The following is a 16,511-nucleotide window of genomic DNA, read 5'->3' as shown; positions in this document are numbered from 1 at the left end:
AACTATGCCCAAAGGTCTTCTGTATCTGATTCCCATTTTGTTACTATCCTTAAGCAGTTTTAGCCAAAAGGATTCTTTAACGCTGCAATATGATGAGCGCAAGATAGTTCAGAAAGAAATTACAGCTCAGGATATAGAAGTTTATAAAAATAACCCTGATTTTAATTATGAGGTAGTAGAAAGTAGTACCCCGGACTGGTGGATAGCTTTTAAAAATTGGATAGGAAATCTGCTCATACGTTTTTTTGAATGGCTTTTTGGTGTTAATAAAGCTGTTGGAGCACTTAGTATATTTTTAGAGTTCCTGCCTTATGTACTTTTGGCCGTACTTGTTTTTATTCTAATTAAGTTCTTCCTGAACGTAAATGCAAGGGCTATGGTTAATGCTAAAAAAAATCAAGCAGCTGTAGCAATGTCCGAAGAGGAACATATCATTAAAAATAAAGATATACAAAAGCTTATTCAAGATGCTTTAGCCAATAAAAATTACCGTCTTGCTGTTCGCTATTACTACCTATACTTATTGCAAATAATGACAGAAAGGGAGTTGATAAACTGGGAAATACAAAAAACCAATGAAGACTACCTCAAGGAACTAGAACAGGAACATCTTAAACATCCTTTCAAAAAAATTACGCGGCTGTACGACTATATCTGGTATGGCGAATTTCCAATTGACCAAGAAAAATACCAAAAAGCAGAAAATTCCTTTTTATCCTTAAAACGACTTTTAACGAATGGGTAAAAAAGGAATCATTTATATTATTATTGCCGTAGTTACCTTAGGAGCTATACTACTGCTTCAATACAATAAGCCAAAGAATATTAATTGGTATGAATCTTATGTGAGCACCCATAAAATTCCGTATGGCACCTTGGTTTTTAATGAGCTTATGGAAACCAAATTATTTCCGAACAAAATAAAGCAGCTGCAGGTTCCCCCTTTTGAATTCCTTTCTGAGAACAACAAGGTCAATGGTACTTATGTTTTCATAAATAACTCGGTACAATTTCAGGAAGCGGAGCTTCATATTTTATTAGATTGGGTGTCGGAAGGCAACACTTTGTTCGTGGCATCCGAAGGTTTTGAGGAAAAATTAAAAGACACACTACAGCTAGATACCGGAGTGCATTATGCCGGATTCGAAGTAGCGCAACAACAAGATCATCAGCTTGTAAACCCACTTTTACAGGAACAAAAAAAATATCGCTATGAAAAAGATAAAGCTGTTCATTATTTTGATGTGATAGATACACTAAAATCTACCGTAATAGGCACAATTCACTTCCCCAATGACGCTAAAGAAGACCAAATAGCAGCTGTTTCCGTAATAAAGACTCCTTTTGGTAAGGGAGAAATCATATTATCAACCTTTCCCAAGGCCTTTACGAATCACTTTATTTTAGAAGAGGAAAATAAATCTTACACGGCCGGTTTAGTTTCTTATTTAAATGAACACGAGACCATATTTATGGATAATCATTATAAGAGCGGCAAAACCTTTTATACTTCTCCAATGCATATCTTCTTAAATACCAAAGAACTTAAATGGGCCTACTATCTTGCCTTAATTGGCGTACTTATCTATGTGGTTTTTGAAGGTAAGCGCAAGCAACGTGCAGTACCGGTGATAACCCCACTAAAAAATCAGACCCTAGCTTTTACGCGCACCATTTCAGATATGTATTTCGAAAAAGGAGACCAAAAGGCTATTGTGGAGCATAAAATAAATTACTTTCTAGATTACCTCCGTACCAAATACTATATAGGGAATATAGATAATGAAGATGATTTTTATAAAAATTTAGCGGCTCGCAGTAACTATTCTTTTGACGATACCAAGGCGCTGTTCAGGTATATGGAAAAACTAAGAGCGCAATCTCAAATAACCGATAATGAATTGATGTACCTAAATAAACGCATCCAAAAATTTAAATCTGAAACAGATGGAAAATAAAGACGAAAATACGAACGACTTAAATTTTGACGCTAGAATACCTTTAGCAGATTTACAAAAAGCCGTTGCCGATATAAGACAAGAGTTGGCAAAAGTAATTATAGGTCAAGATAATTTTATAGAGCTTTTAATAGCATCGCTTTTAGTTGATGGCCATGTGCTTATAGAGGGAGTGCCTGGTGTTGCAAAAACAATTACGGCAAAACTATTTGCCAAAACTTTAAAGACAGATTTTAGTCGTATTCAATTTACCCCGGACCTTATGCCGAGTGATATTCTCGGAACCTCTATTTTTAACGTGAAATCATCGGAATTTGAATTTAAGAAAGGACCTATCTTTTCCAACATAATTCTCATAGATGAAATAAATAGGGCTCCTGCAAAAACACAAGCAGCCATGTTCGAAACTATGGAAGAAAGACAGGTAACCATGGATGGCACTACCTATAAAATGGAATCTCCTTTTATGGTTCTAGCTACTCAAAACCCCATAGAACAAGAAGGTACCTATGCCCTACCCGAAGCGCAATTAGACCGTTTTCTCTTTAAAATAAAAGTTTCTTACCCAGAAAACGAGGAAGAAATTTTAATTCTAAAATCGCACCACGAAAGAAAAGGTGCTTTGCCACAAACCAAGGTTAAAGACATCTTAAGCCCAGCAAAGCTAAAAACCTTTAAAGCACAAATCCAGGATATCGTAGTGGAAGAAAAGATTTTTAAATACATCGCCGAGGTTGTGTCTAAAACACGAAATCATCCGCACTTGTACTTGGGTGGCTCCCCCAGAGCTTCTATTGCAACTCTGAATAGTGCAAAAGCCTTTGCAGCGGTTAATGGAAGAGATTTTGTTACCCCAGAAGATGTAAAGAAAGCTTTGGTACCTGTTCTAAACCATAGGGTTATTCTAACACCGGAAAGGGAAATGGAAGGCATGTCTACCGAAAGCGTTATAAAGATGATTACGGAAAGTGTGGAAATCCCAAGGTAAATGAAGTTTTTAAAAGCACTTTATATTCATAAAACGTTTTTTACATATATAGCCGTGCTCTGCGCTAGCTTTATCCTTTCCTATTGGATACCTAGCATATATCCCGTTGCTTGGCTGCTTACTTTAGTACTCTTAGGACTTTTCTTATTTGACATTTTTATTTTATTCAGCTCTGCCCAGGGTATTACAGCACAAAGGGAACTTCCTAAAAAATTATCGAATAGTGATATTAATCCGATACAAATTCAATTTGAAACTTTTTATCCCTTTAAAACCCATATTACCCTTATCGATGAGCTACCGATGCAATTTCAAAAGCGCGATTTTAATTATAAAACGGTTGCCGTAAAAGGCGAAAAAAAACAATTTGAGTACAGCGTAAGACCAGTTGACCGAGGAGAATATTTCTTCGGAAATCTAAATGTTTATGCATCATCGCCCCTTAGAATTATAAAAAGAAGGTTTGTATTTCAGAAAGACCAAATGGTACCGGTCTATCCTTCCATTATTCAAATGCAGCAATACGACTTTCTCGCTATTAGTAATCGGTTAAGCGAAATAGGACTCAAAAAGATTCGAAAGATTGGTCATACCCAAGAATTTGAGCAAATTAAAGACTATGTGCGTGGCGACGATATCAGGACTTTAAACTGGAAGGCCACGGCAAAGCGAAACCAACTTATGGTCAATCAATATCAAGATGAAAAATCACAACCCGTATATTCTATTATTGATACGGGCAGGGTGATGAAAATGCCCTTCAATGGCCTTAAATTATTGGATTATGCCATAAATAGTGCATTAGCTTTTTCTAATGTGGCCTTAAAAAGAAATGATAAAACGGGATTGATATCCTTTTCCAAACAGATAGAAAATTATGTTCCAGCTGTTCAAAAAATAACGCACTTAAACACCATTTTAGAACAACTCTACCGCATAGATACCGCTTTTACAGATGCAGATTTTGGATTGTTGTACGGACTCATTAAGAGAAAAATAAATCACCGAAGCCTGTTACTTTTCTATACGAATTTCGAACACATGTCTTCCTTAAAGAGACAATTGCCCTATCTATTGGGTCTTGCTAAAAAACATGTCTTAGTTGTGATTTTCTTTCAGAACTCGGAGTTAGAATCACTAATCGCGGAAGATGCTGAAGATTTACAGACCATTTACCATAAAACCATTGCAGAGAAATTTTATCTAGAGAAGAAATTAATGCAAAAAGAATTACAGAAATATGGTATACAAACCATTCTTACCAGGCCAGAGGAACTTACCATCAACACCATAAATAAGTACTTGGAAATTAAAGCCAGAGGATTATTATAAACCTGCTCCTAGAATATGATTTGCCTGTATGGCCGCTGTAATACTACCTGAATCCTTTGATGGGTACACCTGTAAAGGTTTAAAAGCAATAGGTGGACATCCACAATTTTTACGACCACGCCCCCTTCTTCTATTTTTTAATAGCAAATCTAACGCTAGACCAGAAATAGCTCCTCCTAATGCGGTGAAAAGCACATCTTCGGTTTCCCATTGAGCACCTCTCGATACGTCATAAGTCTCTTTTGCCAAACCAGCGGCCAAACTACTACCAACTGCTCCTGCCCATGTCCATCCACGTTGCCCATTAAAAATTTTATGTGCCGCATAACCCCCGACAGCGCCTATAGCAACACCAGCTCCAAGGTGTTTGGCTACATTTTCCACCTGTTGCGCATGACTATTGATGTGATATGTTAGAAATAGTAGGAGTAAAAGCGATATTCTAGGTAGTATCATGGGGGATTTCAACGGGTGACCTATTATAGAACGAGTAATTTTCGATTTCATTTTAGGGGATTTTTAAAAACTTGATTTAGTTTAAAAACAATTCAATCAATCAATACCCTACTATAAATAAAAAAGTGTGGATTTCATCTAACAAATACTACTTTTAAACGGATTGGACTACCGATTAAGGTGTAATAAAGGACTAATTTTTACGACTATATTTAGATAAAATAAAGTAGTATGAAAACGATATATCACAGTGCTAATAGTCGAGGCCATGCCAATCATGGCTGGTTGAATTCGTACAATAGTTTTAGTTTTGCCAATTACCATAACCCAGAGCGAATGAATTTTGGCACACTCCGTGTTCTCAATGATGATACCGTAGCAGCTGGTAGAGGCTTTGGAACACATCCTCATAGAAATATGGAAATTATTTCTATTCCCTTACAGGGGGATTTAAAGCATATGGACGATATGGGCAATGCCACCGTTATCAAACAAGGAGACATACAGGTAATGAGTGCCGGTACAGGTATTGCCCATAGTGAGTACAACAACAATAGGGATTCCGAGGTAAATTTCCTTCAAATATGGGTCATACCTAAAAGACAAAATGTACAACCAAGATATGACCAAGTACAACTAGAAAAACTTGCTCAAGATTCCGATTTTTATCAAATCCTTTCCCCTAACAAATATGACCAAGGCGTATGGATCCATCAAGACGCTTGGTTTCATATTGGAGAATTCAAGGAGGAAAAGAGTACGGTGTATTCCATTAAAAAAGAGGGTAACGGTGCTTACCTCTTTGTTTTAGACGGAGAAGCTGCTGTAAATGGTCAAAATTTACTTCAAAGAGATGGGTTTGGTATATGGGACACTTCTAATTTTGAGATAAATGCTAAAAAAAATTCAAGGATTTTAGTCATGGAAGTCCCAATGCATTTTTAAAACTTATGTGAGAATTTTTAATCTGCGTATTTTTGACCCTTAAAAAGCTATTAGTTCTAAGATAAAATACTAATAGCTTTTTCTAGCTTCTATAGGAGTTTGTATATTTAGGAAAATTCCAACCATATATGAAAATCCTTAAAAAGTTAATTGCCCTACTGGTTTTGCTTTTAGTAATTCTCATCGTTTATCTAGTCGTCAATGCACTTAATTTTGAATCCAAACAAATTGAAGTTGCAGCCGTACAAGCACCTACAATAGATAAGACCGCAATTCAAAATTTTTCAAAAGCGCTTCAGATTAAAACCGTTTCTCCAGAGAACATAGCTGATTTTGATTCTTTGGAATTTAAAAAGTTTGCAACGTTCGTTTCCGATACGTATCCTTTAATGGACTCTCTTTTAGAAAAGAAGATGTTCAATTCCTTTAGTCATCTATACCATTGGAAAGGAACCGACTCCTCCTTAAAACCTATAGTGATGATGGGACACTTAGATGTAGTTCCCGTAATCGAAAAAAACTTGCCAGAATGGCGCGTAGCACCATTTAGCGGAGCTATTAAAAATGATACCATCTGGGGAAGAGGTGCCATAGATGATAAAATTGGTGTTATAGGCATTATGGAAGCGGTAGAACTACTTTTAAAACAAGGCTACACACCTAAAAGAAGCTATTACTTTGCCTTTGGACATGACGAAGAAATAGGCGGCAGGCAAGGAGCTGTGGCCATGGCCACGTATCTAAAGGAAAAAGGGGTACAAGCGGAATTTGTTGTTGATGAAGGTGGTGTCATAGCAGACGGACTAGTGCCGGATATCACCAAAGAAGTTGCTTTAATAGGTACCGCGGAAAAAGGATACTTAACGCTTAATCTTGCTGTGAAGATTGAAGGGGGACATTCATCTATGCCCGGAAAAGAAACGGCAATAGACGTTATGTCCAATGCAATAGCCAAACTAAAGAACAATCCCTTACCGGCCAAAATTACGATTCCATTGGAAGGGTTTATGAACTACCTAGGACCAGAGATGCCTTTCGCAAATAAAATGGTCTTTGCCAATAAAGGGCTTCTAGAACCACTTGTACTAAACCTTTATGAAAAAAGTCCTTCTGGGAATGCGCTTATAAGAACAACAACCTCCCCTACCATTTTCAATAGCGGTATAAAGGATAATATTATCCCACAAAGAGCTAATGCCACCGTAAACTTTAGAGTATTACCCGAAACTACTATAGAAGATGTTATTACCCATGTGAAGACTGTAATTGCAGATGACCGAATTACCCTAACAAAAGGAAGCACCGCTGCGGAAGCGTCTAAGCTCTCACGGACGGAATCTTTTGGGTTTTCTATATTGAACAAAACCATTCTAGAACTATATCCAGAGGTTCTGGTCTCTCCCAATTTAGTCGTTGGGGCAACAGACTCTAGACATTTTAGGGATATTTCCGATGATATCTACCGGTTTTCTCCCATTCATTTGAACAACGATACTAAAAAATCCTTTCATGGCTTAAACGAGCGATTAGCAGTAGAAGATTTTTATGACAGTATTCGATTTTATATACAGTTTATTAAGAATACTGACGAACAAAACAATTAAGGCTTGACCAAGCAGAATTAAAATTGTACGAATGAATAAAGTTCTTGCCTATTTTAAATCGAAAATTGGGAAAGATTCTAGCGATTCTATATCGCCATTGATGCAATGGTTAAATCCCACCCTGCTCAGCGCTGCGGAGGGTCAATTAGAATTCGCTCATCATATTAGAGATGAAATGACCAATCCAGTCGGTATTCTTCACGGGGGTATCACCGCTGCTATCATTGACGATGCTATAGGTGCCGCTGTTTACTCTTTGGACAATAGTCATGTTTACACTACCGTAAACCTAGCGGTAGACTATTTTAGTTCCGTTAGGGCCGGTGAAACTGTAATAGCCCAAACGGTAATGGGTAAAAAAGGAAATCAAATTATGAATGTTGAATGTCTGGTTTGGAATAAGGACAAGTCCCGATTAATTGCGAAAGGCCATTCAAATCTGATTAAAACTAAAATAGAACTTCCTAAGTCTTAAAATTTGACAAGGTAGAATCAGGGCAATAATCATATCAAAGAGACATGTATAAAAACAGAAGAGCATTTTTAAAGAACATGGGTTTAGGTGTGGCAGGAACATTAGCTATTCCCGCTCAAAGTTGGTCTAAGAGTAAAACTCCCTTAGAAACTGCTATTCATGAGCTTAAAGAATTTCCAAATCCAAATTCAGAGCAATATTGGGAGATTGTTGCCTCACAATTTCAATTTGCAAAGGGCGTAAAATATTTTAATAATGCATCCTTAGGAGCTTGCCCTTTTCCAATTAGAAAAGCCACTAATACCTTCAGGGACACGCTAGATGATTTTCCCTCTAAATACATGTGGGGCGGTTGGGACGAAGAAAAGGAAGCGACCCGTAAGAAAGTAGCAGCTGTTTTTAGCGTATCAGAAGAAGAAATTGCCCTAATACATAATACGACCGAGGGCATGAATCTTATTGCACAAAGCATAGCGCTATCGCCTGGAGATGAAGTAATTTTGGCAGACCATGAACATGCTAGTGCCGTTGTTCCATGGACAGTTTGGCAAGAATCTAAAGGAGTTAAGCTCATTAGGCCCACGCTACCTATTTTACCGCAAAGTAAAGAAGAAATTGTTGCTATTTTCAAGGCAGCAATTACCAGGAATACTAAAGTAATATCGGTCTGTCATATGGTAAATACTAATGGGATGTTATTACCCATTAAAGAAATATCAAAAATCGCACATGAAAAGGGTATTCTTGTAGCGGTTGACGGTGCTCAAGGAGCTGGTATGGTAGCAACCAATCTCGGCGAAATGGACTGTGACTTTTATACCGTTAGTGCGCATAAATGGTTATTCGCACCAAAAGGAATTGGTATTTTTTATGCTAAAAAGAACCAACAAGAACTACTTAAACCATTAATCGTGGCACGTGGCTATAAGGATCCGAGTATTAGACGACTAGAAAACTATAATACTCGAAATTTACCAGAACTGTTAGGGCTTGGAGCTGCAATTGATTATAGAAATACTATTGGTGGAACTACAATTCATAGACGCACTTATGCACTTAAACACTATTTCTTGAAGGCCATAAAAAATAATGATACTATCGTCCCCAAAACACCCTCCTCCGATGACCTTTCCGCGGGAATACAAGTGGTAGAAATCAAAGGAAAAGAAGTCAAGGAAGTAAAAGAGCAACTCTTTAAAGACTTCGGTATAGATTCTAGACCTATGACCAAATTTGGATTAAATGCAGTGCGGCTGTCATTCGCCATATTCATAACCAAGAAGGATATTGATAATTTGGTAGCAGCGCTAAATACTATCGCTAACACTTAACTAACCTGGAGTATGAACAAAATAATAGGTCTTCTTTGCCTTTTGACCCTGCTTACAGTGACATCAAATGCACAACAAGAACCTGTAAAACTTGGTGTAATTGGGCTTAGCCATGCTCATGTGGGATGGATTTTAGTGCGCGAAGATTTAGGAGATATCAAAATGGTAGGTATCGTAGAAACAGATACTATTTTGACCAAAAGATTAGCTGAGCATTTTGGTTTTCCTTCAGAGATGGTCTATAACACCATTGAAGAAATGGTTGCAAAGACGCAACCAGATGCTGTTGCTGCCTTTGGAACGATTTACGGTCATTTGGAAGTTGTACAAAAATGCGCACCAAAAGGTATTCACGTTATGGTAGAAAAACCTTTGGCTGTTAGTTTAGAACACGCCAAAGAAATGGAGCAACTAGCAAAGAAGCATAGCATACATTTACTTACTAATTATGAGACCTCTTGGTATCCTACGAACGAAGAGGCTAAGAGACTTTTAGACAAGGGCACTGTAGGAGAAGTAAGAAAAGTAATTGTACGTGATGGACACAAGGGACCTAAAAAGATAGGTGTAAATAAGGAGTTTTTAGACTGGCTCACGGATCCCATATTAAATGGCGGCGGTGCCATTACAGATTTTGGATGCTATGGCGCTAATTTAATGACGTGGTTATTAAATGGTGAAAAGCCCAGAACCGTTACAGCGGTAACACAACAGTTACAAGCTGAGAATAATCCAAAAGTTGATGATGATGCGACCATTATCCTAACCTACGATTCTTCAATGGCAATTTTAGAACCTTCTTGGAATTGGCCTATCGGAAGAAAAGACATGGAAATTTATGGCACAACAGGAGCTATTTATGCTGAAAATAGGAATGATTTAAACCTTAGGGTTTCTACTGGATACGATACTTACAAGGAAACAAAAACCGAACTTCCAGAAAGACAAAAACCATTTGACGACCCTTTTTCAGTATTTGCACAGGTGGTTACCGGACAATTGGCACTAGCTCCATTCGACCCTTACAGTCTTGAAAATAATTTGATCGTTATGGAAATTTTACAAGCTGCAATAGAAAGTTCCAAGAAAAAAATGACCTTAGTATTGGAATAACATAAAACGTTCGTAATATATTTTAGTTATTTAATTAAATATGTATTATATTTAACTTACTGAAAATCAGATTATTTATCTTCATTAGTAGTTCCTCACTAGTTTAATTTGTAACAACCTAAATATAGTGTCATGAGAACAAAAATGAGTTTTGCCGTTATCGCCATCCTTCTTTTATCCTTAACTTATTTTCTTTCCACAGGAGATAATAATATTGATAGAACACAGAATGCTTCTTTCTATACTATCAAATGTACCGTTGCTAAATATCTACTGAAAGATGTTGATACCACACAACAAATCGCTCCTCTTTTCAATAATCTGGGAAACCTCCATTTCAAGATCACCACAAAAAAGGAAAGAGCTCAGGAATTTTTTAATCAAGGTTTAAAATTATCATACGCCTTCAACCATGCCGAAGCTCACCGTTCTTTTATGGAAGCAGCAAGACTAGACCCTAATGCGGTCATGCCTTATTGGGGCCAAGCATTTGCCTTAGGACCAAACATTAATGATCCGCAACCTTTAGATGATCGAAAAGAAAAATATAATGAGGCTATGGCTAAGGCTAAATCCTTAGCGTTTAAAGGGAGTCCAAAAGAACAAGCCCTTATAACGGCGTTAGAAAATAGATACAGTGAAGATTTGACTATGGATGTGGCCGTGCTAAATATGGCTTATATGAAAGCCATGGAAAAAGTAGCATCACAGTTCCCAAAAGACGCAAACATTCAAATTTTATATGCGGCCTCCATAATGAATACCGTACCATGGAACTACTGGGACAAAGAAGGTAACCCCTCTCCCAATATAAAAGAGGCCAAGAGTGCTCTAGAAAAAGCTATGGAATTAGAACCGAAAAACCCTGGAGGACACCATTATTATATTCATATGGTGGAATTACCTTATCCGGACCTAGGAGTTGCCAGTGCAGACAAATTGGCTACCCTTATGCCAGGAGCTGGCCACATTGTGCACATGCCGTCACATATTTATATACGGGTAGGTAGGTATTTAGATGCCGTTAAGGTGAATCAATCCGCAATTTTAGCGGATGAGGATTATATAGCCCAATGTTTTGCGCAAGGATTATATCCCCTAGCCTATTATCCTCATAATATTCATTTTTTATGGTCATCGGCTAGTTTATTAGGAGACAGTGAAATTGCTATTGATGCAGCAAAAAAGACAGCAGAGAAAGTTCCGACAGGAGAACTGGTCACCCTTCCTTTTTTACAGGACTTTGCCTCCACACCTTTGTTGGCGTATACCCGATTTGGAAAATGGAATCAGATTTTAACGATTCCGGCCCCTAGTACAGATATTAAACATCTCAGTCTTATTCGACATTATGCACGTGGTATCGCCTTCATAAGAAAAGGAAATATAAAAGATGCGCAGGAGGAATTAGATGCGATAAAGATTCTTAAAAATGACCCAGAACTAGAAACACTGGTCGCTACTGCGAATAACCCATCCATTAAATCGGCCAATATCGCATTTGAAATTGTAGCTGGAGAATTAGCTGCTTTAAAGGGTAATACTTCAAAAGCCATTGAGCATATGAAAAAAGCGGTGGTATTTGAAGATGGCCTTACGTATACGGAACCTGCAGCCTGGCATATTCCCACTAGACAGAATTTAGGAGCCATATTGATGAAAGCAGGGAAGTATGAAGACGCCGAAAAAGTATATAATGAGGATTTGAAGATTTTACGACAAAACGGATGGTCACTTATGGGCTTGTATCAAAGTTTAAAAGCGCAAGGAAAAATAGAGGAAGCTCAAAGTATTAAACAAGAGTTTGATAAGGCTTGGAAACATGCCGACATTGATATAGATACTTCCATTTTATAACCACATAAAATAAACTCGTCTGAGCCATGGAGGTGTTTCAAAAAAGATATTTTAAATCTAGAGTGCCTTTCGTGCTCTTTATACTAATAGCACCCCTACTGTTTTATTTATTCATTTATAAAGAAAAACTTCCCGTTTACAATCCCGCAGACCTAAATCCTGAGCTTGTAGATTCAAGCCTACATACAACTGATAGTAATCATACCGTTGCAGATTTTAGGTTGATAAATCAAAATGGAGATACAATTACTCAGGAAGCTTATAAGGATAAAATATATATCGTAGATTTCTTCTTTACCAGATGCCCTAGTATTTGCCCTGTAATGTCAAACAATATGGGAAAACTTCAGAAACGATTTTGGAACACCAAAAAAGTAATGCTCTTGTCGCTTTCTGTAACCCCAAAAATGGATAGCGTTCCCATCTTAAAAGCATATGCGGAAAGATACAATGCCAATTCTCTTAAATGGAACATCACCACTGGGGATAAAAACCATATCTACGAACTAGCAAGAAAAAGCTATTTTGCTGTAAATGATTATAATGACGGACTATTACAGGACTTCGTTCATACTTCAAATTTTGTTCTGATAGATACCCAAAAGCAAATTCGAGGTATTTATGACGGTACTATAGATGAAGAAATAGATGAGTTAGCTGCTGACATTGATCTATTGTTGAAAGATTTAGATGACACGTAACTACACGAGCAATGCAAAATAATCAGTAACTTCCTTTAAAGATTCAAAGAACTATTAAATCAAGAAATATGGATTCAGACTATATAAAAATTTATAGTGGCAGTGCGCTTATTGGAAAGCGAATACAAGAAGCTCTTTTGAAACTAGGAATCGCTCCAATAGTAAAGGATGAAGGAGAATCCGCACGTCTTGCAGGGTTTGCCTCCTCCATGTTAGGTAATATTGATATTTATGTCAATAGAGATGAAGAAGAAAAAGCGACAGCACTAGTTTTAAAGATAACTTCTGAAAACGATGAACCTACCTAAAAATTCCCGAAAATGAAATCTTAACATTAATCAATACTAGATTACTTGTCTATGATCGGTGTTATTTCCAAGCTTTTAAATTCTACAGGACCGTGGTCGCCTTGAATCATAATTGGTCCTGCCTCAGCTTCATTATTATCTAGTGCGCCTCCTGTCATACCCGGAATATTTTGTTCAGAAATAATTGTTTTACCGTTTGCTACAATAGTAACCGTTCTTCCTGTAAGCGTAATATCATAAGTCTGCCATTCTCCTGCTTCCTTTGCCATGTTCGTATTTGGGGTAAGTAGTCCGTATATCCCACCAAAGTAAATTGACGAAGGCTCTAGTCCCTTATTATCTGCAATCTGAATTTCGTAACGACCACGAAGATAGAGCCCGCTATTGCTGCCCTTTGGATATCTAAATTCTGCATGCAGCTTAAAATCCTTAAATTTTTCTTTGGAAATGAGATTAATCCCCGGTTTAGCACTTGTTAAAATACCGTCAATAACCTCCCATTGGTTATTGTCATTAGTTTCCCAGCCATCTAAATTTTTACCATTAAAAAGCTTTTGTGTTTTACCAAATTTAGGATTAGCTACGGTAGGCAATTTGGGTGCAGCGACTGCTGTCCATTCATAGGTGTTTCCATCGGTATACACCATAGTTCCCCTAAGTTCCTGCCCTACTTTTTTACCTTGAAATTCCATATCTGCAGCACCTGGCTCCCATTGTGGGGGTATTGAAAAGTAAAACAAATCCCCATATTTTTTTACCTCAGCAATGGGTCTTGCACTTCCAAAAGCATAGGTAAATCTGCCTATTAGGGTGTTGTTTCCAGAATGCTTAATCTCTAACCAAGAAGGTAGTTCTTTACCCTCCTGCTGTATGGTTAAATTCCATTTACCCTCTAAAGGATGTCCTGCTTGTGCTGAAATAGTTAGTGAACCAAAGAAAAATATAAAAATACCTAGTAAGAAAAGCTTTTTCATGAATACTGATTTTCTTCAAATATACTATTAAGTTAAAAAAAGAAAAATGACTTAAATTGGGGCTGCTCCATATTGCTTTTAGGCTAAGTAAATTATAGTGATAATTTCCTTATTGATTTAATAAAAAGCTTGAGGAGTAAAAATCCTTGACCAATACCATTAGTGACTTAGCTTTTCAGTGTCACGTATGGCTTCTTTGTATTCCTCCATCATATCATGTACTATTTCACCTGCTGGTTTAATATCATGAATTAAAGCAGATACTTGTCCAATCTCTAACTCGCCCTCATCAAGGTCTCCCTCAAACATCCCTTTCTTGGCTCTTGCTCTTCCAAGTAGTTGTTTTAATTCCGCCACAGAAGTACCTTTTTCATACGCTGATTGCAACGTGTTATAAAATTGATTTTTGATAAGTCTTACTGGAGCCAGTTCCTTTAGGGTTAAGTGCGTATCGCCTTCTTTGGCATTTACTACGGCATGCTTAAAATTAGCATGTGATGAAGCTTCTATACTCGCTACAAATCTGCTACCTACCTGCACGGCATCAGCCCCAAGTATCATTGCGGCCAACATGGCCCTACCGGATGCAATACCACCAGCAGCGATTAGGGGTATAAGAAGTCTTTCCTTCACAGATGGTATAAGTACCATTGTGGTAGTTTCTTCGCGCCCGTTATGCCCACCGGCCTCAAAACCCTCGGCAACTACGGCATCAACACCTGCATCCTGTGCTTTGAGCGCAAATTTAACACTACTTACCACATGCACTACGGTAATACCGTTCTCCTTTAAGAAGGCCGTCCACGTTTTAGGGTTTCCGGCTGATGTGAAAACAATTTTCACCTCTTGGGTTACAATAATTTCCATCAATTTATCAATATCCGGATATAACATGGGTATGTTTACTGCAAAGGGCTTATCAGTAGCTCGCTTACATTTCTGAATATGTTCCCGTAATACATCGGGGTACATACTCCCCGCCCCTATTATGCCCAGACCACCAGCATTTGACACGGCAGAAGCTAAACGCCAACCACTTGCCCAAATCATTCCACCTTGGATAATGGGATATTGTATTTGGAAAAGTTCGGTAATTCTATTTTTCATTTATCACCCTTAAAATTTCTTCCAATAAAACTGCTTATGATATTACGCCAGAACCGATAAGCTCATCATTAATATACCAAGCCACAAACTGACCTTCTTGGATGGCGGACTGATCTTGCTCAAAATCAACATAAAGACCGCCTTCTATTTTATACAAAGTGGCTTTCTGCAGAGTCTGCCGGTACCTGATGCGGGCCATCACTTCTAAGGAACCATCTATTTCTAGTTTTAAATCTGGTCGTACCCAGTGCAACTCCTTATCCTTAACAAACAGGGTTCGTCTGTAAAGACCTGGATGCGATTTACCCTCGCCGGTATAAATGACATTATCGGCTACATCGGTTTCAATTACGAACAACGGTTCTTTCGTTCCCCCAACATGAAGCCCCTTGCGTTGTCCTTTTGTGAAATAATGCGCTCCTTGGTGCTCTCCTACCACCTTACCATCCTCTATATGATATTGAGGCTTGTGGGCGTAAAAAGCCAATTCGTCCTGCTTATTTTCAAAGTTGGGAATTGTTCTTTGATAGGCATCGACAGTTGCGGGGACTTGTACTATTTTTCCTTTCTTTGGTTTTAATTGTTGTTGCAAAAATTCTGGCAGGCGCACCTTACCAATAAAACAGAGACCTTGAGAGTCTTTTTTATCAGCCGTAATTAAATTCATTTCAGCAGCTATTTCACGTACCTGAGGTTTGGTCAATTCCCCAATAGGAAACAAGGTCTTTGATAACTGCTCCTGTGATAATTGACATAAAAAATAAGATTGATCTTTGTTGTCATCCTTTCCTGATAATAACTGATACGTTTCGCTGCCGTCCTCATTTTTAAGTATACCCTTTCTACAATAATGCCCTGTAGCCACGAAATCCGCTCCTAGTTGCAGCGCAATATTCATAAAAACATCAAACTTAATTTCTCTATTACAAAGTACATCTGGGTTTGGAGTTCTTCCCATTTCATATTCCCTGAACATATAATCTACAATGCGCTCTTTATACTGCGCACTTAAATCTACCGTTTGAAAAGGAATACCCAATTTCTCGGCAACGATTAGCGCATCATTGCTATCCTCTAACCAAGGACATTCTTCGGATATGGTGACAGAATCATCATGCCAGTTCTTCATGAACAAGCCTATCACCTCGTACCCCTGCTTCTTTAAAAGATATGCAGCAACACTAGAGTCTACTCCTCCGGAAAGTCCAATAACTACTTTTTTCATCTACCTTATTTGTCGGTACAAAAATACAAAATTACGGTGCATAAAGAACTGTGTCATCTACCAACTATGATAGGCCTTATATGCCGTTTTATAACTCCGAGATAACGGTGTACTCCTTTCAATAGCTTTTACAGTTA

16 protein-coding genes are annotated in these 16,511 nt (G+C 37.8%); 12 read left to right on the top strand and 4 right to left on the bottom strand.

Translation table 11 applies throughout. The features are described from left to right. Positions 1-4 precede the first annotated feature (4 nt). Genes SJY09_RS01935 through SJY09_RS01920 form a run of 4 tightly spaced genes read left to right on the top strand, consistent with a single transcriptional unit; the run spans position 5 to position 4,278 of the window. A complete protein-coding gene (locus tag SJY09_RS01935; RefSeq protein WP_396637284.1) occupies positions 5-745 on the top strand; it encodes a DUF4129 domain-containing protein in 741 nt (246 codons plus the stop codon). After that, positions 738-1,958: a DUF4350 domain-containing protein gene (locus tag SJY09_RS01930; RefSeq protein WP_396637283.1), complete on the top strand. Its 1,221-nt coding sequence runs from the start codon at positions 738-740 to the stop codon at positions 1,956-1,958. Before SJY09_RS01935 ends, SJY09_RS01930 begins: the two co-directional genes overlap by 8 nt. Further along, positions 1,948-2,946, top strand: a complete 999-nt coding sequence (locus SJY09_RS01925) for an AAA family ATPase (RefSeq protein WP_396637282.1) — start codon at positions 1,948-1,950, stop codon at positions 2,944-2,946. The genes SJY09_RS01930 and SJY09_RS01925 overlap by 11 nt, the downstream gene beginning before the upstream one ends. Beyond that, positions 2,947-4,278, top strand: a complete 1,332-nt coding sequence (locus SJY09_RS01920; protein ID WP_396637281.1) for a DUF58 domain-containing protein — start codon at positions 2,947-2,949, stop codon at positions 4,276-4,278. Here the strand turns inward: SJY09_RS01920 and SJY09_RS01915 are convergent. Then, positions 4,273-4,785, bottom strand: coding sequence for a hypothetical protein (locus SJY09_RS01915; protein WP_396637280.1), 513 nt, complete (start codon positions 4,783-4,785; stop codon positions 4,273-4,275). The genes SJY09_RS01920 and SJY09_RS01915 overlap by 6 nt on opposite strands. A gap of 180 nt (positions 4,786-4,965) precedes the next feature. Here SJY09_RS01915 and SJY09_RS01910 point away from each other — a divergent pair, with 180 nt between their 5' ends. The 8 genes from SJY09_RS01910 (at position 4,966) to SJY09_RS01875 (ending at position 13,068) form a co-directional block, all read left to right on the top strand. Continuing rightward, positions 4,966-5,679 (top strand): pirin family protein, encoded by a 714-nt coding sequence (locus SJY09_RS01910; protein WP_396637279.1) that lies wholly within the window; start codon positions 4,966-4,968, stop codon positions 5,677-5,679. A 128-nt stretch (positions 5,680-5,807) separates the two neighbouring features. Next, entirely contained in the window at positions 5,808-7,283 is a 1,476-nt protein-coding gene (locus SJY09_RS01905) for a M20 family peptidase (protein ID WP_396637278.1), read from the top strand. Between the two features lie 31 nt (positions 7,284-7,314). Beyond that, positions 7,315-7,758, top strand: a complete 444-nt coding sequence (locus SJY09_RS01900) for a PaaI family thioesterase (RefSeq protein WP_396637277.1) — start codon at positions 7,315-7,317, stop codon at positions 7,756-7,758. Positions 7,759-7,802: 44 nt separating this feature from the next. Next, positions 7,803-9,089: an aminotransferase class V-fold PLP-dependent enzyme gene (locus tag SJY09_RS01895; RefSeq protein WP_396637276.1), complete on the top strand. Its 1,287-nt coding sequence runs from the start codon at positions 7,803-7,805 to the stop codon at positions 9,087-9,089. 12 nt (positions 9,090-9,101) lie between these two features. After that, positions 9,102-10,202, top strand: a complete 1,101-nt coding sequence (locus SJY09_RS01890; RefSeq protein ID WP_396637275.1) for a Gfo/Idh/MocA family protein — start codon at positions 9,102-9,104, stop codon at positions 10,200-10,202. 132 nt (positions 10,203-10,334) lie between these two features. Beyond that, on the top strand, positions 10,335-12,059 hold the full coding sequence (locus SJY09_RS01885; RefSeq protein ID WP_396637274.1) for a tetratricopeptide repeat protein: 1,725 nt from the start codon (positions 10,335-10,337) through the stop codon (positions 12,057-12,059). Between the two features lie 26 nt (positions 12,060-12,085). Beyond that, on the top strand, positions 12,086-12,760 hold the full coding sequence (locus SJY09_RS01880) for an SCO family protein (protein ID WP_396637273.1): 675 nt from the start codon (positions 12,086-12,088) through the stop codon (positions 12,758-12,760). 68 nt (positions 12,761-12,828) lie between these two features. Then, a complete protein-coding gene (locus SJY09_RS01875; RefSeq protein WP_396637272.1) occupies positions 12,829-13,068 on the top strand; it encodes a DUF2007 domain-containing protein in 240 nt (79 codons plus the stop codon). Between the two features lie 41 nt (positions 13,069-13,109). On the opposite strand, the gene SJY09_RS01870 is transcribed toward SJY09_RS01875, so the two are convergent. The 3 genes from SJY09_RS01870 to mnmA all read right to left on the bottom strand — a co-directional run bounded on the left by SJY09_RS01870 (position 13,110) and on the right by mnmA (position 16,374). Further along, entirely contained in the window at positions 13,110-14,042 is a 933-nt protein-coding gene (locus tag SJY09_RS01870; protein ID WP_396637271.1) for a DUF1080 domain-containing protein, read from the bottom strand. Positions 14,043-14,201: 159 nt separating this feature from the next. Beyond that, positions 14,202-15,149, bottom strand: a complete 948-nt coding sequence (locus tag SJY09_RS01865) for an NAD(P)H-dependent flavin oxidoreductase (RefSeq protein WP_396637270.1) — start codon at positions 15,147-15,149, stop codon at positions 14,202-14,204. Between the two features lie 34 nt (positions 15,150-15,183). Further along, positions 15,184-16,374, bottom strand: a complete 1,191-nt coding sequence (gene mnmA, locus SJY09_RS01860) for a tRNA 2-thiouridine(34) synthase MnmA (RefSeq protein WP_396637269.1) — start codon at positions 16,372-16,374, stop codon at positions 15,184-15,186. Positions 16,375-16,511: the final 137 nt, after the last annotated feature.

The sequence above is a fragment of the Maribacter sp. R77961 genome, assembly GCF_044594925.1.
Classification (GTDB): Bacteria; Bacteroidota; Bacteroidia; order Flavobacteriales; family Flavobacteriaceae; genus Maribacter.
Note: the sequence above shows the minus strand (reverse complement) of the source record. Positions and strands in the feature narration are given on the sequence as shown.

Excerpts from the sequence above, each read along its gene's own strand:
- SJY09_RS01935 (WP_396637284.1), top strand. The coding sequence starts at position 5 with ATGCCCAAAGGTCTTCTGTATCTGATTCCCATTTTGTTACTATCCTTA.
- SJY09_RS01930 (WP_396637283.1), top strand. The coding sequence starts at position 738 with ATGGGTAAAAAAGGAATCATTTATATTATTATTGCCGTAGTTACCTTA.
- SJY09_RS01925 (WP_396637282.1), top strand. The coding sequence starts at position 1,948 with ATGGAAAATAAAGACGAAAATACGAACGACTTAAATTTTGACGCTAGA.
- SJY09_RS01920 (WP_396637281.1), top strand. The coding sequence starts at position 2,947 with ATGAAGTTTTTAAAAGCACTTTATATTCATAAAACGTTTTTTACATAT.
- SJY09_RS01915 (WP_396637280.1), bottom strand. The coding sequence starts at position 4,785 with ATGAAATCGAAAATTACTCGTTCTATAATAGGTCACCCGTTGAAATCC.
- SJY09_RS01910 (WP_396637279.1), top strand. The coding sequence starts at position 4,966 with ATGAAAACGATATATCACAGTGCTAATAGTCGAGGCCATGCCAATCAT.
- SJY09_RS01905 (WP_396637278.1), top strand. The coding sequence starts at position 5,808 with ATGAAAATCCTTAAAAAGTTAATTGCCCTACTGGTTTTGCTTTTAGTA.
- SJY09_RS01900 (WP_396637277.1), top strand. The coding sequence starts at position 7,315 with ATGAATAAAGTTCTTGCCTATTTTAAATCGAAAATTGGGAAAGATTCT.
- SJY09_RS01895 (WP_396637276.1), top strand. The coding sequence starts at position 7,803 with ATGTATAAAAACAGAAGAGCATTTTTAAAGAACATGGGTTTAGGTGTG.
- SJY09_RS01890 (WP_396637275.1), top strand. The coding sequence starts at position 9,102 with ATGAACAAAATAATAGGTCTTCTTTGCCTTTTGACCCTGCTTACAGTG.
- SJY09_RS01885 (WP_396637274.1), top strand. The coding sequence starts at position 10,335 with ATGAGAACAAAAATGAGTTTTGCCGTTATCGCCATCCTTCTTTTATCC.
- SJY09_RS01880 (WP_396637273.1), top strand. The coding sequence starts at position 12,086 with ATGGAGGTGTTTCAAAAAAGATATTTTAAATCTAGAGTGCCTTTCGTG.
- SJY09_RS01875 (WP_396637272.1), top strand. The coding sequence starts at position 12,829 with ATGGATTCAGACTATATAAAAATTTATAGTGGCAGTGCGCTTATTGGA.
- SJY09_RS01870 (WP_396637271.1), bottom strand. The coding sequence starts at position 14,042 with ATGAAAAAGCTTTTCTTACTAGGTATTTTTATATTTTTCTTTGGTTCA.
- SJY09_RS01865 (WP_396637270.1), bottom strand. The coding sequence starts at position 15,149 with ATGAAAAATAGAATTACCGAACTTTTCCAAATACAATATCCCATTATC.
- mnmA (WP_396637269.1), bottom strand. The coding sequence starts at position 16,374 with ATGAAAAAAGTAGTTATTGGACTTTCCGGAGGAGTAGACTCTAGTGTT.